General features: G+C 68.6%; 23 protein-coding genes. 9 read left to right on the forward strand and 14 right to left on the reverse strand.

Annotated features, from left to right (window positions below; genetic code table 11):
• Positions 1-64: 64 nt before the first annotated feature.
• Positions 65-1,489, forward strand: coding sequence for an aldehyde dehydrogenase family protein (locus HZI36_RS08985; protein ID WP_179402293.1), 1,425 nt, complete (start codon positions 65-67; stop codon positions 1,487-1,489).
• Positions 1,490-1,531: 42 nt separating this feature from the next.
• Here HZI36_RS08985 and HZI36_RS08990 read toward each other — a convergent pair whose 3' ends face one another.
• Both HZI36_RS08990 and HZI36_RS08995 read right to left on the reverse strand, forming a co-directional pair.
• Positions 1,532-1,894: a YbjQ family protein gene (locus HZI36_RS08990; RefSeq protein WP_179402294.1), complete on the reverse strand. Its 363-nt coding sequence runs from the start codon at positions 1,892-1,894 to the stop codon at positions 1,532-1,534.
• Positions 1,895-1,936: 42 nt separating this feature from the next.
• Positions 1,937-2,881, reverse strand: a complete 945-nt coding sequence (locus tag HZI36_RS08995; protein ID WP_179402295.1) for a GlxA family transcriptional regulator — start codon at positions 2,879-2,881, stop codon at positions 1,937-1,939.
• A 275-nt stretch (positions 2,882-3,156) separates the two neighbouring features.
• Between HZI36_RS08995 and HZI36_RS09000 the strand changes: the two genes are divergently transcribed.
• From HZI36_RS09000 to HZI36_RS09020, 5 genes are all read left to right on the forward strand, one after another.
• Positions 3,157-4,110 carry a choline ABC transporter substrate-binding protein gene (locus HZI36_RS09000; protein ID WP_179402296.1) on the forward strand — a complete coding sequence of 318 codons (954 nt, stop codon included), beginning with the start codon at positions 3,157-3,159 and terminating at the stop codon, positions 4,108-4,110.
• Between the two features lie 48 nt (positions 4,111-4,158).
• Positions 4,159-5,088, forward strand: a complete 930-nt coding sequence (gene cdhC / locus HZI36_RS09005; RefSeq protein WP_179402297.1) for a 3-dehydrocarnitine:acetyl-CoA trimethylamine transferase CdhC — start codon at positions 4,159-4,161, stop codon at positions 5,086-5,088.
• Positions 5,089-5,161: 73 nt separating this feature from the next.
• Positions 5,162-6,127 (forward strand): L-carnitine dehydrogenase, encoded by a 966-nt coding sequence (locus HZI36_RS09010; RefSeq protein ID WP_179402298.1) that lies wholly within the window; start codon positions 5,162-5,164, stop codon positions 6,125-6,127.
• A 4-nt stretch (positions 6,128-6,131) separates the two neighbouring features.
• Positions 6,132-6,620, forward strand: coding sequence for a thioesterase family protein (locus tag HZI36_RS09015; RefSeq protein WP_179402299.1), 489 nt, complete (start codon positions 6,132-6,134; stop codon positions 6,618-6,620).
• Between the two features lie 16 nt (positions 6,621-6,636).
• Positions 6,637-7,596, forward strand: a complete 960-nt coding sequence (locus tag HZI36_RS09020) for an alpha/beta hydrolase (RefSeq protein WP_179402300.1) — start codon at positions 6,637-6,639, stop codon at positions 7,594-7,596.
• Positions 7,597-7,867: 271 nt separating this feature from the next.
• On the opposite strand, the gene HZI36_RS09025 is transcribed toward HZI36_RS09020, so the two are convergent.
• The 4 genes from HZI36_RS09025 to HZI36_RS09040 form a co-directional block, all read right to left on the reverse strand.
• A complete protein-coding gene (locus HZI36_RS09025; RefSeq protein ID WP_179402301.1) occupies positions 7,868-8,179 on the reverse strand; it encodes a DUF4148 domain-containing protein in 312 nt (103 codons plus the stop codon).
• Between the two features lie 214 nt (positions 8,180-8,393).
• On the reverse strand, positions 8,394-8,681 hold the full coding sequence (locus HZI36_RS09030; protein ID WP_179402302.1) for a DUF3331 domain-containing protein: 288 nt from the start codon (positions 8,679-8,681) through the stop codon (positions 8,394-8,396).
• Positions 8,682-8,894: 213 nt separating this feature from the next.
• A complete protein-coding gene (locus HZI36_RS09035; RefSeq protein ID WP_179402303.1) occupies positions 8,895-9,434 on the reverse strand; it encodes a hypothetical protein in 540 nt (179 codons plus the stop codon).
• Positions 9,435-9,745: 311 nt separating this feature from the next.
• Positions 9,746-10,045, reverse strand: coding sequence for a 2Fe-2S iron-sulfur cluster-binding protein (locus HZI36_RS09040; RefSeq protein ID WP_179402304.1), 300 nt, complete (start codon positions 10,043-10,045; stop codon positions 9,746-9,748).
• Between the two features lie 277 nt (positions 10,046-10,322).
• Between HZI36_RS09040 and HZI36_RS09045 the strand changes: the two genes are divergently transcribed.
• Both HZI36_RS09045 and HZI36_RS09050 read left to right on the forward strand, forming a co-directional pair.
• Positions 10,323-10,514 (forward strand): DUF2964 family protein, encoded by a 192-nt coding sequence (locus HZI36_RS09045; protein ID WP_179402305.1) that lies wholly within the window; start codon positions 10,323-10,325, stop codon positions 10,512-10,514.
• A gap of 211 nt (positions 10,515-10,725) precedes the next feature.
• Positions 10,726-11,013, forward strand: coding sequence for a DUF1488 family protein (locus HZI36_RS09050; protein ID WP_179402306.1), 288 nt, complete (start codon positions 10,726-10,728; stop codon positions 11,011-11,013).
• 164 nt (positions 11,014-11,177) lie between these two features.
• Here the strand turns inward: HZI36_RS09050 and HZI36_RS09055 are convergent, their stop codons facing one another.
• A complete protein-coding gene (locus HZI36_RS09055; protein WP_179402307.1) occupies positions 11,178-11,606 on the reverse strand; it encodes a cupredoxin domain-containing protein in 429 nt (142 codons plus the stop codon).
• A gap of 188 nt (positions 11,607-11,794) precedes the next feature.
• A complete protein-coding gene (locus HZI36_RS09060; RefSeq protein ID WP_179402308.1) occupies positions 11,795-13,096 on the reverse strand; it encodes an NCS2 family permease in 1,302 nt (433 codons plus the stop codon).
• Positions 13,097-13,576: 480 nt separating this feature from the next.
• Between HZI36_RS09060 and HZI36_RS09065 the strand changes: the two genes are divergently transcribed.
• A complete protein-coding gene (locus HZI36_RS09065) occupies positions 13,577-13,855 on the forward strand; it encodes a hypothetical protein (protein WP_179402309.1) in 279 nt (92 codons plus the stop codon).
• 58 nt (positions 13,856-13,913) lie between these two features.
• Here HZI36_RS09065 and HZI36_RS09070 read toward each other — a convergent pair whose 3' ends face one another.
• From HZI36_RS09070 to HZI36_RS09095, 6 genes are all read right to left on the reverse strand, one after another.
• Complete coding sequence (locus HZI36_RS09070) at positions 13,914-14,198, reverse strand: hypothetical protein (RefSeq protein ID WP_179402310.1); 285 nt, start codon at positions 14,196-14,198, stop codon at positions 13,914-13,916.
• Positions 14,199-14,258: 60 nt separating this feature from the next.
• Complete coding sequence (locus tag HZI36_RS09075) at positions 14,259-15,167, reverse strand: metal-dependent hydrolase (protein ID WP_179402311.1); 909 nt, start codon at positions 15,165-15,167, stop codon at positions 14,259-14,261.
• Between the two features lie 36 nt (positions 15,168-15,203).
• On the reverse strand, positions 15,204-16,991 hold the full coding sequence (locus HZI36_RS09080) for an SDR family oxidoreductase (RefSeq protein WP_179402312.1): 1,788 nt from the start codon (positions 16,989-16,991) through the stop codon (positions 15,204-15,206).
• A gap of 122 nt (positions 16,992-17,113) precedes the next feature.
• Positions 17,114-18,001, reverse strand: coding sequence for a M24 family metallopeptidase (locus HZI36_RS09085; protein WP_425485210.1), 888 nt, complete (start codon positions 17,999-18,001; stop codon positions 17,114-17,116).
• A 224-nt stretch (positions 18,002-18,225) separates the two neighbouring features.
• Positions 18,226-18,999, reverse strand: a complete 774-nt coding sequence (locus tag HZI36_RS09090; RefSeq protein WP_179402360.1) for a slipin family protein — start codon at positions 18,997-18,999, stop codon at positions 18,226-18,228.
• Positions 18,999-20,627 (reverse strand): NfeD family protein, encoded by a 1,629-nt coding sequence (locus HZI36_RS09095; protein WP_179402313.1) that lies wholly within the window; start codon positions 20,625-20,627, stop codon positions 18,999-19,001. Before HZI36_RS09095 ends, HZI36_RS09090 begins: the two co-directional genes overlap by 1 nt.
• Between the last annotated feature and the right edge of the window lie 17 nt (positions 20,628-20,644).

Raw genomic sequence — 20,644 nt, forward strand, 5'->3', positions numbered from 1 at the left:
ACGGCTTATCAGAACAATAAACCATCCGTAGAGTGCATGGCATAGCGACCCCAAAGGAACTGTCATGCAACGCATTGAACACGTCTACATCAACGGCGAATTCGTCACGCCGCACGGCCAGGAATGGTTCGATCTTCACAACCCCAGCACCGAGGAAGTCATCGGCCAGGTTCGCCTGGGCGACGAGCACGATGCGCGGCGCGCGATCGCGGCGGCCAGCGCGGCGTTTCGAACCTGGTCATGTACGACGCGCGACGAGCGCATCGCCGCGCTCAAACGCATGCACAAGGCCGTTGCTGCGCGCGAGGACGAGTTGATGGACGCCATCGTCATGGAATACGGCGCGCCCTCGGAGCGCGGGCGCTGGATGGCGACCTATCCGGCCGACGTCATCGCGCAGGCGATCGACGCGCTGGAAGCGTTCGTGTTCGAGGAGCAGGCGGGCAGCGCGCGCGTGATCCTGACGCCCATGGGCGTGGCCGGCCTGATCACGCCCTGGAACAGCAACGCCGGCTTCATCTGCAACAAGCTCGCCACCGCGCTGGCGGCGGGCTGCACCGCCGTCGTCAAGCCCAGCGAGATGAGCGCGATGCAAACGCGGATCGTGACCGAAGCCTTGCACGAGGCGGGCCTGCCCGCCGGCGTGTTCAACATCGTCAATGGCCGCGGCGATGTGGTCGGCGAGGAGATCGCACGCCATCCCGACATTGCGAAGATTTCGTTCACCGGCTCGTCCGCGGTCGGCCAGCATCTGGTGACCGCCGGCGCCGCCACCATGAAGCGCGTGACGCTGGAGCTGGGCGGCAAGTCGCCTACCGTGGTGCTCGATGATGCGGATTTCGCCGGCATCATGCCGCTGGTGCTGCAGGCCGGGTTTATGAACAGCGGCCAGGCCTGCATCGCCGGCACGCGCATCCTGGTGCCGCGCCGGCGGCTGGCCGAGTTCGAACGGATCGCGAAGGACGCCGTCTCTCACGTCAAGTCCGGCGATCCGCGCGATGCGGACACCGCCATCGGTCCGATGGTGAGTGCCAGACAGTGGGAGCGCGTGCAGCACTACATCCGCATCGGCGTGGAGGAGGGCGCACGGCTGCTGGCGGGCGGCGAAGGCCGGCCCGATGGCTTGCGTGCGGGTTGGTTCGTGAAGCCGACGATCTTCACGGATGCCACCAACCAGATGCGCATTGCGCGTGAAGAAATCTTCGGCCCCGTGCTGACCGTCATCCCGTACGACGACGAGGCCGACGCGATTGCGATCGCCAACGACACGCGCTACGGCCTGAGCGCGGTGGTGCTCGGCCAGGACCTCGAGCGCTGCGAGCGCGTGGCACGCCGGATCGACGCGGGCCGCGTGCTGATCAATACGCTGGCCCATGAGCCACGTGCGCCGTTCGGCGGCTTCAAGCATTCGGGGCTCGGGCGCGAAATGGGCCGGTGGGGGATGAGCGCGTATCTGGAGCCGAAGACCGTGTTGATGGCACAGGGCTGACCGGACGTCGGCGCTGACGTGGATGCGGTTTGTCCGATGCGCTCAGGCGTCGCGTGTCACGCGTACCGCCGTGCCATAACAAATCACCTCGGTCACGCCGGCGCCGATCTCGGTCGAGTCGTAGCGCATCGCGACGATCCCGTTCGCGCCGAGCCGGCGCGCCTCTCCGACCATCTGCTCGTAAGCCTGCCGGCGCGCGCGTTCGCACATCGACGTATAGAGCGAGATGTTGCCGCCGAACAGCGTCTGCAGCGCGGCGCCGAACGAGCCGACGATCGAGCGCGAGCGGACGACGAGGCCCTGCACGACGCCGAGCGGGCGCACGATCGTATGACCGGGCAGGTCGAAGGCGGTCGTCACGCGATCGGGCGTGAGATCGTCGAGGGAGCGGGCAGTGTCGGTCATCGCGGGCAGCCGGTGGGTCAAGGGTGACAGCGATTCTATCCGTTACCGCGTCGCGCGCCGGTCGCCGCGCGGACTCACGCCGAACCGCGCGCGATACGTGCGCGAGAAATGCGACGGCGATTCGAACCCGCACGCGACGCATACCGACGCGACGCTCATGTCCGTCTGCTGCAGCAGCTCTCGCGCGCGGTCGAGCCGCAGGTTCAGATAGAAGCGCGTCGGCGTGTCGTCGAGCGTCGTGCTGAACAGCCGCTCGAGCTGGCGGCGCGTGATCGCGACTTCGGCCGCGAGCGCGTCGGGCCCGGGCGGGCTTTCCATGTTCCGCTCCATCGTGCCGATCACCTGGATCAGCTTGCGGTTGTGCACGCCGTAGCGCGCGGCGATCTCGAGCCGCTGGCTGTCCGAGCGCTGCCGGATCCGGCTCACGACGAACTGCTCGGAGATCGCGGCCGCGAGATCCGCGCCGTGGCGTCGGCCGATCAGGTCGAGCATCATGTCGATCGACGCGGTGCCGCCCGCGCACGTGATCCGCCGCTCGCCGGTCTCGAACAGCTCCTGCGTCGCGCTCAACCGCGGATAGCGCTCGCGGAACGCGGCGAGCGCCTCCCAGTGCAGCGTCAGCCGATGCGTCGGCGCGAACAGTCCGGCCTCCGCGAGCACGAAGCTGCCGGTGTCGATCCCGCCTAGCGTCGCGCCGTGCCGGTGCTGGCCGCGCAGCCAGTCGGCGAGCGCGCGCGTATAGCACGCGAGCGGATCGAAGCCCGCGACGACGAACACCGTGTCGACGCGCTCCACGTCCGCGCACGCGGCCTCCGCCGCGATCGGAATCCCGTTGCTCGCGGCGACCGGCGCGCCGTCGAGGCTCAGCACGTGCCAGCGGTACAACTGCGCGCGGAAGCGGTTCGCGACGCGCAGCGGCTCGACCGCGGACATGAAGCCGAGCGCGGAGAAGCCGGGCAGCAGCAGGAAGTGGAAATCCTCGGGCATCGGAACGGGCGGCGGGCGTGACGAACGCCACGAGCGTACCGCCGACACGGTTACGACGCAACGGGGCAAGCACGTGCGCGGCCCGATCGCGATCAAATCCGTTCTGCACAAGGCTCGGCGGCCATCTAGTGGTTTTTACGCATAGTCGCATCCAGTCAAGAAAGGGTCGCGCGCGGTCGTCTTGCGCGAAATATGGACCGTTACTTTTGAGTCCACGATGCAGGCCGGGACGCATTCCGCTGACCGCCTGTCCGAACCGTCGAACCGGAGGAATCATGAAGTCGAGAAAGATCGCGGTGCTCTGCGCGGCGCTGCTGGCTGCATCCACGTGGTCGACCGTGACGCGTGCGGGGCAGGACCCTGAGACCTGCCGCACCGTGCGCTTCGCGGACATCGGCTGGACCGATATCACGTCGACGACCGCGCTGGCGTCGACCGTGTTCGAAGGGCTCGGCTACAAGCCGACGACGACGATCTCGTCGGTGCCGATTTCATTCGCAGGCCTGAAGAGCAAGCAGATCGACGTGTCGCTCGGCTACTGGTGGCCGGTGCAGCAGAAGCAGCTTCAGCCGTTCCTCGACAGCAAGTCGATCGAGGTGCTCAATCCGCCGAACCTGTCCGGCGCGAAGGCGACGCTCGCGGTGCCGGGCTACGAGTACGACGCGGGCCTGAAGACGTTCGAAGACATCGCGAAGCACCGCGCGGAGCTCGACGGCAAGATCTACGGGATCGAGCCCGGCAGCAGCGCGAACGCGACGATCCAGAAGATGATCGCGACGAACCAGTACGGGCTCGGCGGCTTCAAGCTCGTCGAGTCGAGCGAGGCGGGCATGCTCGTGTCGGTCGACCGCGCGATCCGCGAGAAGAAGTGGATCGTGTTCCTCGGCTGGGAGCCGCATCCGATGAACATCGACATCAAGATGAACTACCTGTCGGGCGGCGACGCATCGTTCGGGCCGAACTACGGCGAAGCGCGCGTGTACACGCTGACGTCGCCCGACTTCATCGCGCGCTGTCCGAACGCGGGCAAGCTCGTCGGCAATCTGCGCTTCTCGACGCAGCTCGAGAACGAGCTGATGAAGGCGGTGATGAACAAGGAGAAGCCGGCCGAAGCCGCGCGCGCCTACCTGAAGCAGCATCCGCAGGTGCTCGATCCGTGGCTCGCGGGCGTGAAAACCTACGACGGCAAGGACGGCCTGCCGGCCGTAAAAGCATATCTCGGCCTGTGACGGCGCACGCCGATCGAATGGATAACTGAACGAATCGAGGCATTCCGCATGAATCACGAAATCATCATCACCTGCGCCGTCACCGGCGCGGGCGACACCGTCGGCAAGCATCCGGCGGTGCCGGTCACGCCGAAGGAAATCGCCGCGGCGGCGATCGAAGCCGCGAAGGCGGGCGCGACGGTCGCGCACTGCCACGTGCGCGATCCGCAAACCGGGCGCGGCAGCCGCGATCCGAACCTGTATCGCGAGGTCGTCGACCGGATCCGCTCGGCCGACGTCGACGTGATCATCAACCTGACGGCCGGCATGGGCGGCGATCTCGAGATCGGCCCGGGCGAGGATCCGATGCGCTTCGGCAAGGGCACCGATCTCGTCGGCGGGCTCACGCGGCTCGCGCACGTCGAGGAACTGCTGCCGGAGATCTGTACGCTCGACTGCGGTACGCTGAATTTCGGCGACGGCGACTACATCTACGTGTCGACGCCCGCGCAGCTGCGCGCGGGCGCGAAGCGGATCCAGGAGCTCGGCGTGAAGCCGGAGCTCGAGATCTTCGACACCGGGCATCTGTGGTTCGCGAAGCAACTGCTGAAGGAAGGGCTGCTCGACGATCCGCCGCTGTTCCAGATCTGCCTCGGGATTCCGTGGGGCGCGCCCGCCGACACGACGACGATGAAGGCGATGGTCGACAACCTGCCGCCCGGCGCGCACTGGGCCGGTTTCGGGATCGGCCGGATGCAGATGCCGATGGTCGCGCAGGCGATGCTGCTCGGCGGGCACGTGCGCGTCGGCCTCGAGGACAACCTGTGGCTTGATCGCGGCGTGCACGCGTCGAACGGCTCGCTCGTCGAGCGCGCGCGCGACATCGTCGAAAAGCTCGGCGGCCGTGTGCTGACGCCGGCCGAAGGGCGCCGCAAGCTCGGTCTGCCCGCGCGTGGCGAGCGTCCGCTCGAACGCCGCGTGCTGACCGAGTTCGCATGATCTTTTGTCGTACGACGGCGGCCGCGCACGTGCGCGGGCCGCATTCTCTCCCGATTTCAAGGAAGCATTTGTCATGGCAGTGACGACCGACATCAAAACGTTCGCCGCGATCGGCACCGGCGTGATCGGCAGCGGCTGGGTCTGCCGCGCGCTCGCGAACGGGCTCGACGTGGTGGTATGGGATCCGGCGCCCGGCGCCGAGCAGCAGCTGCGAGCGAACGTCGCGAACGCGTGGCCCGCGCTCGAGCGCGCCGGGCTCAAGCCGGGCGCCGATCCGGCGCGGCTGCGCTTCGTATCGACGATCGAGGCGTGCGTCGCCGACGCCGACTTCATCCAGGAAAGCGCGCCCGAGCGCGAGGCGCTGAAACTCGAGCTGCACGAGCAGATCAGTCGCGCCGCGCGGCCGGACGCGATCATCGCGTCGTCGACGTCGGGGCTGCTGCCGTCGGACTTCTATGCGCGCGCGACGCATCCGGAGCGCTGCGTGGTCGGGCATCCGTTCAATCCGGTCTATCTGCTGCCGCTCGTCGAGGTGCTCGGCGGCGAACGGACGTCGCCGGAAACGGTCGACGCGGCGATGCGGATTTACAGCGGCCTCGGCATGCGCCCGCTGCGGGTGCGCAAGGAGGTGCCGGGCTTCATCGCGGACCGGCTGCTCGAAGCGCTGTGGCGCGAGGCGCTGCATCTCGTCAACGAAGGCGTCGCGACGACGGGCGAGATCGACGACGCGATCCGCTTCGGCGCGGGGATCCGCTGGTCGTTCATGGGCACGTTCCTCACGTACACGCTCGCGGGCGGCGACGCCGGCATGCGGCACTTCATGCAGCAATTCGGCCCGGCGCTGGAACTGCCGTGGACGAAGCTCGTCGCGCCGCAGCTGACCGATGAGCTGATCGATCGGGTGGTCGAAGGCACGACCGAGCAGCAGGGCGCGCGCAGCATCAAGGCGCTGGAGCGTTATCGCGACGAATGCATTACCGAGGTGCTGCGCGCGATCGGCGACGTGAAGGCGCGGCACGGCATGCGATTCGAGGACTAGGGCGATGACCGACGCCACGCCGCTGACGATCTACCGCGACACCGTGCGGCCCGAATGGGTCGATTACAACGGGCACCTGCGCGACGCGTTCTATCTGCTGATCTTCAGCTTCGCGACCGATGCGCTGATCGACCGGATCGGTCTCGACGACGCGACGCGCCAGGCCCGTGGGCGCTCGGTCTACACGCTCGAGGCGCACGTGAACTATCTGCACGAGATCCGGGAGGGGACGCCCGTGCGGGTCGACGCGCGCGTGCTCGCGCACGATGCGAAGCGGATGCATCTGTATTTCGAAATGTTCGCGGACGGACACGATGGGCCGGTGTCGGCGAGCGAGCAGATGCTGATGCATGTCGCGACGCAGGACGGGCCGAAGTCGGCGGCGTTCGATCCGGACGTCGCGGAGCACGTCGCCGCACTGCATGCGCTGCAGCGCGACCATGCGCCGCCGGCTTTCGCGGGGCGCGTGATCGCGCTGCCCGCGCGGCGCTAGCGCGGGCGGGCGACCGATGATCGAACCCGAAATCGCGATGTTCGTCGCGGCGGTCGAAGCGTGGTATCCGGCCGATGCGGCGGCGCGCTCGCCCGACGAGCAGCGCCGGCTCTACGATCGTTTCGCGGCCGCGTGGACGCCGGCCGCGCTGCCGGCCGGCGTCGTGCGGGAGGACGGTTTTTTCGACGCGCGGGACGGCCGCCGGATTCGGCTGCGCATTTACCGGCCCGCGCACGCGCCGTCGCGCGGCACCGTGCTGTTTTTCCACGGCGGCGGCTTCGTCGTCGGCTCGCTCGACAGTCACGAGCTGATCACCGCGCGTCTCGCGGCGGAGTCGGGGCTGGCCGTGATCTCGGTCGACTACCGGCTCGCGCCCGAGCATCCGGCGCCGGCCGCGTTCGACGACGCGCTCGCGGTCGCCGAAGCCGCGCTCGACGCGCGGCTTCCGTTCGACGGGTTCACGCGGCCGGCGCGGCCGCTGACACTCGCCGGCGACAGCGCGGGCGGCATGCTCGCGGCCGCGGTCGCCACCGCGCTGCGCGACGCGTTGCGCGACGCGGGGCGCGATGGTATCGATGGTATCGACGGCGTCGCGCTCGTCTATCCGATGCTCGGCGTCGAGCCGCAGCGTCCGGCGCGCGACACCGAAGCGCATGCGCCGATGCTGACGCTCGACGACGTTTACCGATACCGCGCGCTGTACTGGGGCGACCGGCCGCCGCCGCGCGATACGGTGCCGCTCGACGCTGTGCGCTTCGACGGCCTGCCGCCGGTGCTCGCGATCGCGGCGGAGCACGATCCGCTGCGCGACGATGCGCGCGTGTACGTCGAGCGGATTCGCGCGGCGGGCGGCGCGGCGCGTTTCTGGCTTGGGGAGGGGCTGGTGCACGGCTGCTGGCGCGCGCTCGATTCGAGTCCGCAGGCCGCGCGGCTGCATCGGGAGGTCGCGATGTTCCTGCTGGCGCCGCACGCGTGAGGGGGCGGCTGGAAAACGCGATCGGACAGCGTGATCGGACGGCGCGACCGGAAAGCGTGACCGGAAAGCGTGTCGCCGATGCTGAAAAAGCACCCGGACGCGTGGCGCCCGGGCGAAGCCATCCCGGATGGGGTGGCGGAGGTATGTCGGACTTGTAAAGAAGAATGAGAAGCGAGACCGGTAAAACGGAGCGAGCCCGATGATCGGGCTCGTCTGTACTGCTTCTTGCTACGCGCGATGCGCGGCGCCCGCGAGGGCGCGGTCGGCCGGCTTAGTGACCGAAGAACAGCGAATCGCGTGCGTTGGGCGCGGCGGCCGGCGCGGCAACCGGGCTGCCTGCATGGACGACCGGAGCCGGCTGCGCGCCGTAGCCGGTGCTGTCGGCGGCGTGCACGCGCGCTTCGGCGGCCTGGATGTTGTCCGGGTAGTACGGGCTCGCCTCGCCCGGGCGGAAGCCGGCCTGTTCGAGTTGGACGAGTTCGCCGCGCACTTGAGCGCGGGTGACCGGGCTTTGTTGAGCGAATGCGCCGAACGAAGCGGAAAGAGCGGCAGCGGCGACGACAGCGGTAACGAGCGACTTCATGATGACCTCCAATATTTTGTTCAGGGCGCCTTCGACTCGATGTCTTAAGCGATTGGTTAAATCATAGTCATCGTGAACTTGCGGGTAAACGCCGATTTGCGCGAAAGATTGTTGCCGTGGTGGTAAAAATGCCGGGGGAATTAATCTTTCGAAGAGCTTTCGTTGTGGGCTGCGCAACAACCATCACGCAGCGCGCGAGCGATTCGGCGCGCCTTCACTTGCCGCCGGACAGGCCGAGCACGTCGGCGGAGATCATCGCGGCGGCGTTCGCGGGCAACGGACGCTCGGCGGGGCGGAACACTTCGTCGCCGCGGTGGATGATCTGACGCGACAGCGCGCAGGTGCCGGTGCGCTGCGCGAAGCGGCGGCGCCAGCGCTGCTCGCCGTAATGACAGCGGCCGGGCTCGACCCAGCGCACGATGAGGAGCGTGTCGGAACGTTCGAGGATTTCGATGTGGACGTCGTCGGGATCGCGCGCAGGCAGGGGTTGGGACGATTTCATTTTGCCGTTTCCTAAAGCTCGCGCGGCATCGGCGTCGGCGCCGACGCCGTAGGGGTTTCCGTGTGGTTTGCTAAATGTAAGCGCGCGCGATCGGAAATAACATCCTGCGCGGACCCAATTACCTATTGCCGATTTAGAAACAATCGACGCCATTTTGTGGGGAAGGTGTCGGTAGAACTTGCCGGAACGTGGCCGGGCACCGGCACCGCGCCGTCAGCGGACGTTGCACGACGTGCGCGCGACGTCCGGGCTCAGGCTCGTGATGCAGCGCGAGCCGGAGCCGTTGTCGTAGAAGCTGCGCGTCTCGGCCTGTTGCATCGACGGATCATACGGATTCGGCGCGGCGGGGCGTTCGTGCTGCTGGCGGTAGGCCTCCCAGTCGCGCAGCCGCGTTTCGTGTTCGGGCAGTGTCCGGCCGAGACTGTCCGGGCCGCCGTCGCCGAGCGTGATGCGGTTCGGCTGCCAGTCCTGCGCGCGGCCGGGCCGCGTGCCGGATGCCGGTTGCGCGGCGATCGGGCGCGAGCCGTGTTCGAGACCGGTGCTGAACGGATCGCCTGCGGCGGGCGCGGCGAAGCGGGCCGAACTGGCGCCGCGCGCGGCGCGGACGCCGCCGGCGGCGTCGGTTTCGGCTCGGAAGACGCTGGTGCCGGGTACGGGCTCGGCTTGCGTATCGGGACTCCACGCGAACGCACTCGACAGGGCGACCGCGCAGGCGAGCGTGAGGGTGCGGGCAATGAGAACGGGGGATTTCATCGACGATTTCCTTCGGAGCGAGAGGGTGGACAAACGGACGATGGCTGGCGGGCGGGGCGCTCGTGAAGCGACGCGGGGAGCGGCGCATACATCGGAGGCGAGCGCGAATCGCGATGAGGGCTGGCTGGATCGCTGACGCGAGCGCCTATTATTTCATATGTCTGACAAATTTCGCGCGGCCGGCTCCAGCCGTGTCTGCTTGTCGATGCGCTCGGCTTGTCGAGTCATGGCGGCTTCTCCAGGGCTCGTTCGAGGTGGACGGCGTTGCGCGGTCGCGCGCGCGGCGAGACCGTTGGCGTCGTGCCTGCAGGCTACAGCGGCGTCGCGTCGGGCACGTCGAGCACGACGTCCGACGTCGCGATCGCGACGCACGGCAGCGTGTAGCCTTCCGCCTTTTCCTCGCGGCTCAGCCCCGGCCATTCGATCGTGTAGCGCACGGTGCCGCTGACGATCCTGCACAGGCAGGTCCGGCATGTTCCGTTGCGGCAGGAGCGCGGCAGCGATACGTGCGCGAAGCCGGCCGCTTCGAGCAGCGTCAACGATTCGGGCGCGTCGAAGCTGGCGCCGAGCGGCTCCAGGCGAACGCGGTGGGACGATTCTGTATCGCTCATGAATGAAGGGCGGCCGGATGCCGGATATCGAAGCGGCGAACCATCAAGGATACCCGACGACGCCGGCCGCCGGCCGCCGGCCGCCGGCCGCGCGCTGCGCGCTGCGCGCTGCGCCGGCGTCGGCGCCAGCGCGAGTCGGGCCGCGCCGCGCGACCGGGGGAAAAATCCCCTTGCGTTTGCGTTGCCGCCTGCAATGATGGAAATGGAGCACGCGCGCGTCGTGCTCCATACCGCAACACGCATGTGCCGCGACATGCATCCGTTCGGGAGAGGCGCGATGGTTCGGGCGGAACTCAGGGTGGTGGTGGCGGCGATCGCGACGTTCGTCGTGCTGGCCGGGATTGCGATGGCGATTCACGGGCTGCTGTTCGACCGGGCGGGCGCGCTGTACGGCGGCGTGCTGGCGATCACGCTCGGCGTGACGACCTGCGTGGTCGAGCTGACCGTCTGGCCGAAGGATCGATCGTGATGCGCGCCGAAAGCGGTCGCCCGCAACGGGCGCCGCCGTAAAATTTGCCTCTTGCGCCAAACCGTCTAAAGTGAAGGCAACCGGTTATGCATTGTGCGCTCGACACTCAGCGCGCGACGCGACCACCGGCCAGCCCCGCGCGCTTCGCCCGACGAGTTGATACGGACGACGCGCGCGGCCCTGTATTTTCACGACGGTAGAGGCAGCGCGCATGCAAATTCATTTCCCGAACGAGGCGCCCGAATATTCGGGGCGCGAACTGACGCTCGCGTTCCCGGCCTTGATCAATGGCGAACGGGTCCAATGCCACATTACCGCGGAGGCGCTCGAAGATCACTTCGGCGCGGCGTCGCCGCGCTTCGAGGATATGGTGGGCGCGTTCGACACTCACCGCACACGAATCGAGGCTGCCGCCCGGCGGCTGCTGTCTGAGACGCGCGCGCAATGCGTGGTGCTGCGCAGCGGCTACGTGCGGTTTTACGAGGCGAACTGGCGCTGAAGGGCCAGACTGGCGCGAGCGGGCGCGGTCGAGACGATCGCGCGCCGCGTGGTCGGACGCGCGTTGCGCCGGTAAACCAGGCAAGGAACGCGCGGAGAGAACGCCACCCGGACTGTGGCGTTTTTCGTTCCCGGCGGGGGCTGGCTGCGATCGGCCCGTTCGGCTCATCGCGCAACGACGAGCGTCGTATGCATGCCGAGCGCGTAGTGACCGGGCATGTTGCAGATGAGCGCGTAGCGGCCGGGCGCGAGCGTCAGCGTCAGATGCCTGCTCTGGCCAGGCGCGATGTCCTCGATCTCTCCGATCTTGCGCAACCCCCGTTCTAGCACCTGCCCGTCGCGAACCGGCAGCGCGCCGTCGGCGAGGTCCGTCTTCAGCACGACGAACTCGTGCGTCATCGGGCTGTCCGCCGAATTCCTGACGTCGAACGTGACCCGGCCCGGCTTCACGCTGTGCGTGCCGAGTTCGATCGAGCTCGCGAGCAGCGTCGCGTCGACGGTCTGCTGCGCGTGAGCGGGTTGAGCGGCCATGCCGAGCACGGCCGCGTTGGCGATGATGGCGAGATGGTGAGTGACACGATAAGCGACACGCATGGCGGCCTCCCGTTGCGTCGACACGTTGATCCGTCGGCATCCGCCACGCCGTCGTGCGCGGCGTCGCCTGCACGCGCGAGGACGCGCGTCCCCCCGGCGATGCACGAAGGCTTCGTGTCGCGGATGCTACGGTACGTGCGGTAAACGTTCGGTGCGCATGGCTTATTCCTGCGGCTGGCCGCCCGCGCTCACTCGCTGCCGAGGTAGAAGAAGCGGAACAGGAACACGGCCGCGATGAGCCACACGATCGGCTTCACCTGCTTCGCCTGGCCCGTCAGCAGCTTGAGGCCGCCGTACGCGATGAAGCCGAACGCGACGCCGTTCGCGATCGAATACGTGAACGGCATCAACAGCGCGGTCAACGCGGCGGGCACGGCTTCGGTGGCGTTGTCCCACGGCACCTCGACCATGTCGCGCAGCATCAGGCACGACACATAGAGCAGCGCGGGCGCGGTTGCGTACGCGGGTACCACGCCGGCGAGCGGCGCGATGAACAGGCACGCGAGGAACAGGATCGCGACCGTCAGCGCGGTCATGCCGGTGCGGCCGCCCGCCTGCACGCCGGACGCGCTTTCGATGTAGGCGGTCGTCGACGACGTGCCGAGCAGCGAGCCGGCGACGATCGCGGTGCTGTCGGCGAGCAGCGCCTTGTTCAGGCGGTCCATCTTGCCGTGCACGAGCAGGCCCGCGCGGTTCGCGACGCCCATCAGCGTGCCGGTCGCGTCGAACAGCTCGACGAGGAAGAACACGAGAATCACGTTGATGATGCCGGTCGACACGGCCGCGTGGATGTCGAGCTTGAACAGCGTCGCGTCGATCGACGGCGGCGCGGACACGACACCGTGAAACTCGTTGCCGCCGAAGAAGAACGACAGCACGGTGACGCCGAGAATGCCGATCAGGATCGCGCCGCGCACGCGCAGATGATCGAGCGTGACGATCACGAAGAAGCCGATGATCGCGAGCACGGTCGTCGGCTTGTGCAGGTCGCCGAGCGTGACGAGCGTCGCCGGGTTGCCGACGATCACGCCGGACGTCTTCAGCGAGATGATCCCGAGAAACAGGCCGATACCCGCGGTGATCGACACGCGCAGCGAATGCGGGATGCCGTTGACGATCGCCTCGCGCACGCGGAACAGCGTGACGACGAGGAACAGGCACCCGGAGATGAACACCGCGCCGAGCGCCGCCTGCCACGTGAAGCCGAGACCCTTGACGACGGTGTACGCGAAGTACGCGTTCAGGCCCATGCCGGGCGCGCAGGCGATCGGGTAGTTCGCGTACAGGCCCATGATCAGCGACGCGAGCGCGGACACGAGGCAGGTCGCGACGAACACGGATTCCTTCGGCATGCCGGCGTCGCCGAGGATCGCGGGATTCACGAAGATGATGTAGGCCATCGTCAGGAACGTGGTGACGCCCGCGAGTATTTCGGTGCGGAGGTCGGTGCCGGCTTCTTCGAAGCCGAAATACCGTTTGATCGATTCCATGAGCGCGTTTCTCCGGTCTGGTTGTCGTATTTCTCGGCCTGCTATCGGCGGATTGTAATCGCGTAGATCGATCCGGAGATAAAGCGTCTGTTGCAAACGCGTGACAGCACGAAAAATGCGTGCGCATGCAACCGGGAGGGGGTGGGGATGGGCGCGGACACGCGCTTGAAATGGAACGCCGGCATGCTGGCGGCAGCCATGCAACGAACGGCCGGCGGCGTTGACTGGCGATGCGCGGGAACCGTCCGACCCGGCGCCGCGCGAGCATCCGGCTATCCTGCTCCGAAGCCGCACGGCGCGCAACTGTCGGATATCCGGGCATATCGGACTGTGGTTTTTGTGTGTAAAAGATTGCAAGACCGGATCGCGTCAGCCGGCAACTCTTCTAGGATAGGAACACCGGCCGTGCGTGCCCGGGCAGGCGCGCGGCGCTCGAACGAATGCCCGAATGCGGGTTCGTCCGTTTTCGCGGAGGTCAGCATGTTGAATTGGATCAGCCGTTGGGCAATGCGTCACGCCCCTACGCCGGAAAAAACCGCCGCGTCGATGCTGGTGACGGCACGCATGGAGCTGTTCACTGCCGAGCAGCGCGTGATCGACGCGAAATTACAGGCGGATTACTGGCGCACGCGGGTGTCGTTCCTCGAGGAGGTGCAGAAGCAGGGCATCGAGCCTTGGGTGAGCGCATCGGTGTCGCTGCGGCCCGAGCTCGAGGCCGCGCCGCGCGCGGCGGGCCCGCGGCTCGCCGCCAGCACCTGATGGCGGATCCGTTCGCGCGCGCGGCATGCGCAGTGCCGCACGCGCCTGCGTAGGCGTCTTACGCGTCCGCCTGTGCGAGCCCCTGCTTCAGCAGATCGGTCAGCAGGCCCGTCATCCCTTCCGGATGCGTCGCCGCACGTGCCTTCAACTGCTCGACGAGGTCCGCGTTCAGCTTGCATGCGAACGGCACGAGGCCTTGCTCCTGGTCGAGCTTGCGCTGCGCGCGGCGGTCGAGCTTCGCATCTTCGGCGCCTTTGCCGAAGCGCGCGGAAGCCGTCTGCTTCATCGCGTGCGTGAGCTTCAGCGCCTTGTTTTTCTCGAGATCGGTTTTCTTCATGGCCATCGCGGCACCTCGTGCGGAAACAAAGCCGCGATTGTACGCATTCCGCCCGGTCCGCGCGCGTCAGGACGCCGCTTTGCTCGTCCCCCAGTTGCCGCCGTGCGCGGCGGCCTGAGCGGCCGGCGAGCGCGCGAGATAGGCGAGCGCCTGCTCGGTCGAGCCTTCGCCGTGCGGCGTATAGCCCGGCAGGAAGAAGCGCAGCGCCGCGCCCATCACCTTCCAGAACGACGGCAGATGGCCGCGCCGTGACCCGCGCCACCATGCGATCACGAAGCCCGGATAGCGGCCCGCGCCCGGATCGCGCTGATACATGAATCGCGCGCCGGTCGTCATGAAGTGCAGCAGCATCCCGATCGACAGCGTCATGTGAAAGCAGCGGCCGACGTAGCTGCCGCCCAGGTGCCGATAGATGTCGAACGCGACGTTCCGGTGCTCGACCTCCTCCGCGCCGTGCCAGCGCAGCAGGTCGACCATCGTCGGGTCGGCGTGGCCGCGGTCGAGGGCTTCCGCGTTGAGCACCCAGTTGCCGAGATAGCCGAAGAAATGCTCGAGCGACGCGATCACCGCAAGCTGCTGGCGCAGCCAGAAGCGCGTATGCCCGATCTTGAGCCCGAACGGCGTCTCGCCGAGCGCGCCCGTAAACATCCGGTTCAGCTTCCGCGTGAACGGCTTCGTGTCGATTCCGTGCCGCTCGTAGTAGTGCTTCAGCACGCCGCCGTGCGAGCGCGAGTGCACGGCCTCCTGGCGCAGGAAGCCGTCGGCGTCCGCGTGCAGGTTCGGGTCCGTGATGTGCGGCAGCGCCTTGTTGTACACGCGGCAGAACCATAGTTCGCCTTCCGGGAACAGCAGATTCAGCGTGTTGATGATGTGCGTGCTGCCCGGGTCGTTCGGAATCCACGTGATCGGCGTGTCGCTGAAGTCGAATTTGACGTGGCGGGCCTTGATCGGATAGTGGTCGGCGGTGGCGGTCATCTGTGAGTGTCTCCGTGGGCGGTATCGCGGCCCCCGTCAGTGCGAGGCCATGCTGACCCGGGCGATCGCGCGTCCGAGCCAGGGCAGGAAGCGGCCGACGAAGCGCAGCGCGTGCGCCTCCGTGCCGATGGCGACGACCGGCCGGTTGCGCAGCACGCCGTCGATCATCGCCTGCGCGACGGCCTCCGGCTTCAGCCCGCGCATCTGGTACAGCTTCGTCGCGCGCTTGCGCAGGCGGGCTTCGTCCTGCGCGCTGGCGCCCGCGTATTGCGTCGACGCCATGATTCCGGTTTCCGCGAAGCCGGGGCAGACGGCCGTCACGCCGATCCCGTGGTCCGCGAGCTCCGCGCGCATGCATTCGCTCAGCATCAGCACCGCGGCTTTCGTGCTCGCGTATGCGGGCAGGTCGCGCGACGGGCCGAACGCGGCCGCCGACGCGGTGTTCACGATGTGTCCGCCGATGCCGCGCGCGGCCATCTGCTTCGCGAACAGCCGCGAGCCGTGGATCACGCCCCACAGGTTCACGTGCAGGATGCGCTCCCAGTGCGCGGCGCTCGTGTCGAGGATGCCGCCCGCCATGCCGATTCCCGCGTTGTTGATCACGACGTCGGCGCCGCCGAGGTCGGTTTCGACCCAGCGCGCGAGCGCTTCCATCTCGTCGGCGGCACCGACGTCGACGCGCCGCGCGTGCGCGTTCGCGCCGACGAGACGCGCGAGCAGCGCGGTGCGCTCGGCGCTCGCCGCGTCGATGTCGACCGCGACGACCGTCGCGCCTTCGCGCGCGAAGGCGAGCGCCGCGCAACGGCCGATGCCGCTGCCCGCGCCGGTCACGACCGCGACCTTGCCGCAGAAGCGTCCGCTGGTGTGGCGGCGGCGCGCGTTCGCGAGCGCCGGCGGCTCGTCGCCGGTTTCCACCGCGTCGATCAGCTCCTGCGCGAGACCCGCGAAGCGCGCCGGATCGGCGATCGGTAGCCAGTGGCGCGCGGCGACGGTGCGCCGGTAGTAGTGCGGCACCCAGCGCGACAAATCTTCGGACAGCGCGGGGCTCACGTAGCGGTCGTTGAGCGGCACGATCACCTGCACCGGCGCGTGCGCGTGGCGCTCGCGCGGCGCGAAGATCGAGCGGATGAAGTTCGCGCGATAGAGGCGCACGCCGTGCGCGCCGTCGTCGGCCTGCGTCGCGCGCGGCTCGAGCGTCGTCTTTTCGATGCGACGCAGCACCTTCGGCCACGCGCGGCCGAGCCACAGCCGCCACGCCAGCTCGGGCACGAACGGCAGATGGAACAGGTACACGTACCACGAGCGCGCGAGCTGGCCGCCGAGCTTCGCGAGCGACGCCGGCGTCGGGTGCAGCACACGCTCGCGCAGCCAGTAGCCGACGTGGTCGAGGCACGGCCCCGAGCACGACGTGAACGACGCGATGCGGCCCGCGAGCCGCGGCTCGGTGACGAACGCCCAGCTCTGGATCGACCCCCAGTCGTGCGCGATCAGGTGTACCGCGCGGCCCGGGCACAGCGCGTCGATCACCGCGACGAAATCGTCGGTCAGCTTTTCGAGGCGATAGTCGGACGTGCGCGTCGGCACGCTCGACAGGCCCGCGCCGCGCACGTCGTACGCGATCACGTAATGGCGCCGCGCGAGGATCGGCGCGACCGCGTGCCAGACTTCACTGCTGTCCGGGTAGCCGTGCACGAGCACGACGGGCGGGTGGCCCGGGTCGCCCCAGGTCTTGACCGCGAGCGTCACGTCGCCGGATGCGACGGCGGTTTCGGCATGAACCGATTCGAACAGGGCCAGCGGCGCTTCGTCGGAGAGGGCTTGCATCGGGTGTCCGTTTCTAGTCGGAAAGTGAGCGTGAGACCGGATGTCGCGCGCGGCATCGGCGGCGTGCGCGGCATGCGCGTGCGTCAGGCATGCCCGTCAGGCATGCCCGTCAGGCGTGCGCGTCAGGCCGCCGCGTCGGCGACCGCGCGCGCCGCCTGACGCTGCTGCCAGCGCCGCACGTGCGGCAGGTCGTCGTCGAGCCAGTACGCGTCGTCGTCGGTGATCACGAGCAGCTCCTCGAATTTCGCGCCGACGCCGGAAAAGCCCAGATGCGGCTCGACGGCCCACAGGCCTGGCACCGGCGCATGCTCGGAGCGGCGGTCGATCGACCACAGCGGCGACCAGCCCTGCGCCTTGCCGGCGCGCCCCTGGTCGAGCAGCAGGTTGCGCGTCGCGTTGAGCCCGAAGCGCGCGACGAAGTGCGGCTTCCACGGATGCTCGATCCGCGCGACGCGATGCGCGAGCACCTTGAACGGATACGCCTTGTGGCGCGGCTCGACGCCTTGCCGGCGGCACAGCGCGTCGACTGCCTGCGCGACCTCGGCCATCGGGCGGCGCGCCTTCACGAGCCGCACGATCAGCTCGCGGTGGTCGATCAGGTCGTCCTGAAGCTGCGCGAGGATCGGGTTCTCGCCGAGGCAGCATGCGTAGCCGACGTCGGCGACGATCCCGTCGAGCACCGGCGCGACGTCGAGGATCACCGGCATGTCGGTCTCGAGCTGGCGATTGCCCGGAAAGAACGCGAGATTGAAGCCGCCCATATGCTTCAGCCCGGAGAAGCCTTCGAACGCGGTGCGCTCGCCGAACCACGCGAACGGCTTGTGCAGCCAGTCGCGCACGCCGTGGTCCTGCAGCCATTCGGCGAGCAGGCGCGCGGCCGCCTTCTCGGTGATGCCCGGATACAGCATGCCGCCGACCGTTTCGACGCAGCGGTACGCGAGCTGCTGCAGCGCGCGGAACTGCGCGAGTTCTTCCAGACGGACTTCGGGTAGCGCATGCTCGGCCATCATCAAGCTCCTGGTCGCTGATCCGGAACACGCCCGCCGCGCGCCGAGGCCGCTGGGTTATTCAGTCAGCTATAAATGTGACATTGAACAATGGCACAATCATAGACGGTTCAGCCGGAGATGCCAGCGTTTCGGGATCGGGATTTGTACGGATGCGGGAAGCCGGAAGCCGGAAGCCGGATGCGCGGCGTGGTCGCCGCGCGGCCCGGTTATGGGGATGGATCGGTTCAGGACTGGCGCGGCGCGCCGAAGCGGTCGAGCACCGCGGTCAGCAGGTCGACCGGCAGCGGGAACACGATCGTCGAGTTCTTGTCGGCGGCGATCGTCGTCAGCGTCTGCAGATAGCGCAACTGCATCGCCTGCGGCTGCCGCGCGAGTGTTTGCGCGGCCTGCAGCAGCTTCTCGGACGCCTGCAGCTCGCCTTCCGCGTGGATCACCTTCGCGCGGCGCTCGCGCTCCGCTTCGGCCTGCCGCGCGATCGCGCGGATCATCGTCTCGTTGATGTCGACGTGCTTGATCTCGACCATCGACACCTTGATGCCCCACGCGTCGGTCTGCGCGTCGAGCGTCTTCTGGATGCCCGCGTTCAACTGCTCGCGCTCGGCGAGCAGCGCATCGAGCTCGTGCTTGCCGAGCACGGAGCGCAGCGTGGTCTGCGCGAGCTGGCTCGTCGCCTCGAAGTATTTCGCGACCTGGATCACCGCCTTCTCCGGATCGACGACGCGGAAGTACACGACCGCGTTCACCTTCACCGACACGTTGTCGCGCGTGATGATGTCCTGCGGAGGGACGTCGAACACGACGGTGCGCAGATCGATCCGCACGACCTGCTGGACGATCGGAATGATCAGCACGAGCCCCGGCCCCTTGACCTTCCAGAAGCGGCCGAGCATGAACACGACGCCGCGCTCGTACTCGCGGAAGATCTTGATCGCCGATGCGGTGAGCAGCACCGCGAGCACGATCAGGAGGCTGCTGAAGCCGAACGTATAGCCGATCATCATGATTGTTCTCCGCGTTGTTCTCCGTGTGGCCGCCCCGGTATCGTGGCGTCGTAGAGCGGCGCGACGGTCAGCATCAGCCCGCTGCGGCCGGTCACGCGCACGCGGCAGCCGGCCGCGAGCGGCGCATCGCACGCGACGCGCCAGCGCTCGCCGTGCACGCGCGCCCAGCCGGCGGCCGACGGCGGATGGCCGGCCGCCGTCGGCGGCTGGTCGGGCTTCAGGCCGTCGTCGAGCACTTCGCCGATGCTGCCGACGATCGCCTCGGCGCCCGTCACGACCGGCCGGTGCCGCGCGCGCAGCGCGAGGCTCGACACCGCGCCGACGAGCAGCGCGCCGCAGCCCGCGAGGCCCGCGATCAGCGGGATCGGAACGCCGTAGCCGGGCACGTCGGTGTCGATCAGCATCAGCGCGCCGATCGAGAACGACACGATGCCGCCGAAGCCGAGCACGCCGAACGTCGGCAGGAACGCCTCGGCGATCAGGCAGCCGAGCCCGACGAGCACGAGCGCGAGGCCCGCGTAGCTGATCGGCAGCAGCTGCATCGCGAACAGGCCGATCAGCAGGCAGATCGTGCCGACGACGCCGGGCAGCACGAAGCCCGGGTTCGCGAATTCGAAGAAGAGGCCGTAGATGCCGAGCGTCAGCAGGATCAGCGCGACGTTCGGGTCCGCGATGATCGCGAGGAAGCGGCTGCGCCAGTCGGGCTCGACGACGACGAGCGGTGCGTGCGCGGTCGCGATCCGCACGACGCCGGCCGCTGTCGTGACGCTGCGGCCGTCGAGCTGGCGTGCGAGGTCGGCCGGATTCTCCGCGATCAGGTCGACGACGTGCTGCGCGCGCGCCTCGTCGGCGGACAGGCTGACCGCCTCGCGCACCGCGCGCTCGCCCCACGCGGCGTTGCGGCCGCGCAGTTGCGCGAGCCCGCGGATGTACGCGGACGCGTCCTGCATCGCCTTGCGGATTTCCGTCGACGCGGTGTCGACGGGCAGCGCGGCGGGCGTGCCCGAGGCACCCGATGTGCCGGATGTGCCCGATGCGGCGCCCGGCAACGCCGGCGTGCCGCCGGGCGCGCCGCCGCCGCCGATCCCGAGCTGGACCGGCGACGCCGCGCCGAGATTGGTGCCCGGCGCCATCGCGGCGATGTGGCTCGCGTACACGATGTAGGTGCCGGCGCTCGCCGCGCGCGCGCCGCCGGGCGCGACGAACGCGGCGACCGGCACCGGCGACGCGAGGATCGCCTTGATGATCTGCCGCATCGACGTGTCGAGGCCGCCCGGCGTGTCGAGCTGCAGGATCGCGAGCGGCGCGTGCAGCTTCGCGGCGCGGGCGAGCGAGCGGACGATGAAGTCCGCGCTCGCGGGCCCGATCGCGCCGTTGATCGGGATCACGACGACGGGCGGCCGGTCGGCGGCGGGGGCGGCGGACGCTGGGGCGGGCGACTGAGCGGACGACTGAGCGGACGACTGAGCGGCGGCGATCGCGCGCATCGGCGCGGCGGCCGCCGCACAGACGACGAGCAACACGACGAGCAACGCGGCTCGGGCGACCCGTGCCGGCAGCGGATGATGCGGTTGACGATCCGGCGCGTCGCGCGCGGACGAGTGCGAGGGATGGTGAAAGCGCATCGGGGTGTCCGCACGAC

Origin of the sequence: Burkholderia guangdongensis (assembly GCF_013403875.1) — a bacterium.
GTDB lineage: Bacteria > Pseudomonadota > Gammaproteobacteria > Burkholderiales > Burkholderiaceae > Burkholderia > Burkholderia guangdongensis.

Coding starts and splice junctions, on each gene's coding strand:
- HZI36_RS09015 (WP_179402299.1), top strand. CDS start 6,132: ATGACCGACGCCACGCCGCTGACGATCTACCGCGACACCGTGCGGCCC.
- HZI36_RS09075 (WP_179402311.1), bottom strand. CDS start 15,167: ATGACCGCCACCGCCGACCACTATCCGATCAAGGCCCGCCACGTCAAA.
- HZI36_RS09030 (WP_179402302.1), bottom strand. CDS start 8,681: ATGAAATCGTCCCAACCCCTGCCTGCGCGCGATCCCGACGACGTCCAC.
- cdhC (WP_179402297.1), top strand. CDS start 4,159: ATGAATCACGAAATCATCATCACCTGCGCCGTCACCGGCGCGGGCGAC.
- HZI36_RS09060 (WP_179402308.1), bottom strand. CDS start 13,096: ATGGAATCGATCAAACGGTATTTCGGCTTCGAAGAAGCCGGCACCGAC.
- HZI36_RS09050 (WP_179402306.1), top strand. CDS start 10,726: ATGCAAATTCATTTCCCGAACGAGGCGCCCGAATATTCGGGGCGCGAA.
- HZI36_RS09080 (WP_179402312.1), bottom strand. CDS start 16,991: ATGCAAGCCCTCTCCGACGAAGCGCCGCTGGCCCTGTTCGAATCGGTT.
- HZI36_RS09035 (WP_179402303.1), bottom strand. CDS start 9,434: ATGAAATCCCCCGTTCTCATTGCCCGCACCCTCACGCTCGCCTGCGCG.
- HZI36_RS09065 (WP_179402309.1), top strand. CDS start 13,577: ATGTTGAATTGGATCAGCCGTTGGGCAATGCGTCACGCCCCTACGCCG.
- HZI36_RS08985 (WP_179402293.1), top strand. CDS start 65: ATGCAACGCATTGAACACGTCTACATCAACGGCGAATTCGTCACGCCG.
- HZI36_RS09040 (WP_179402304.1), bottom strand. CDS start 10,045: ATGAGCGATACAGAATCGTCCCACCGCGTTCGCCTGGAGCCGCTCGGC.
- HZI36_RS09000 (WP_179402296.1), top strand. CDS start 3,157: ATGAAGTCGAGAAAGATCGCGGTGCTCTGCGCGGCGCTGCTGGCTGCA.
- HZI36_RS08990 (WP_179402294.1), bottom strand. CDS start 1,894: ATGACCGACACTGCCCGCTCCCTCGACGATCTCACGCCCGATCGCGTG.
- HZI36_RS09095 (WP_179402313.1), bottom strand. CDS start 20,627: ATGCGCTTTCACCATCCCTCGCACTCGTCCGCGCGCGACGCGCCGGAT.
- HZI36_RS09045 (WP_179402305.1), top strand. CDS start 10,323: ATGGTTCGGGCGGAACTCAGGGTGGTGGTGGCGGCGATCGCGACGTTC.
- HZI36_RS09025 (WP_179402301.1), bottom strand. CDS start 8,179: ATGAAGTCGCTCGTTACCGCTGTCGTCGCCGCTGCCGCTCTTTCCGCT.
- HZI36_RS09010 (WP_179402298.1), top strand. CDS start 5,162: ATGGCAGTGACGACCGACATCAAAACGTTCGCCGCGATCGGCACCGGC.
- HZI36_RS09055 (WP_179402307.1), bottom strand. CDS start 11,606: ATGCGTGTCGCTTATCGTGTCACTCACCATCTCGCCATCATCGCCAAC.
- HZI36_RS08995 (WP_179402295.1), bottom strand. CDS start 2,881: ATGCCCGAGGATTTCCACTTCCTGCTGCTGCCCGGCTTCTCCGCGCTC.
- HZI36_RS09020 (WP_179402300.1), top strand. CDS start 6,637: ATGATCGAACCCGAAATCGCGATGTTCGTCGCGGCGGTCGAAGCGTGG.
- HZI36_RS09070 (WP_179402310.1), bottom strand. CDS start 14,198: ATGGCCATGAAGAAAACCGATCTCGAGAAAAACAAGGCGCTGAAGCTC.
- HZI36_RS09090 (WP_179402360.1), bottom strand. CDS start 18,999: ATGATCGGCTATACGTTCGGCTTCAGCAGCCTCCTGATCGTGCTCGCG.
- HZI36_RS09085 (WP_425485210.1), bottom strand. CDS start 18,001: ATGATGGCCGAGCATGCGCTACCCGAAGTCCGTCTGGAAGAACTCGCG.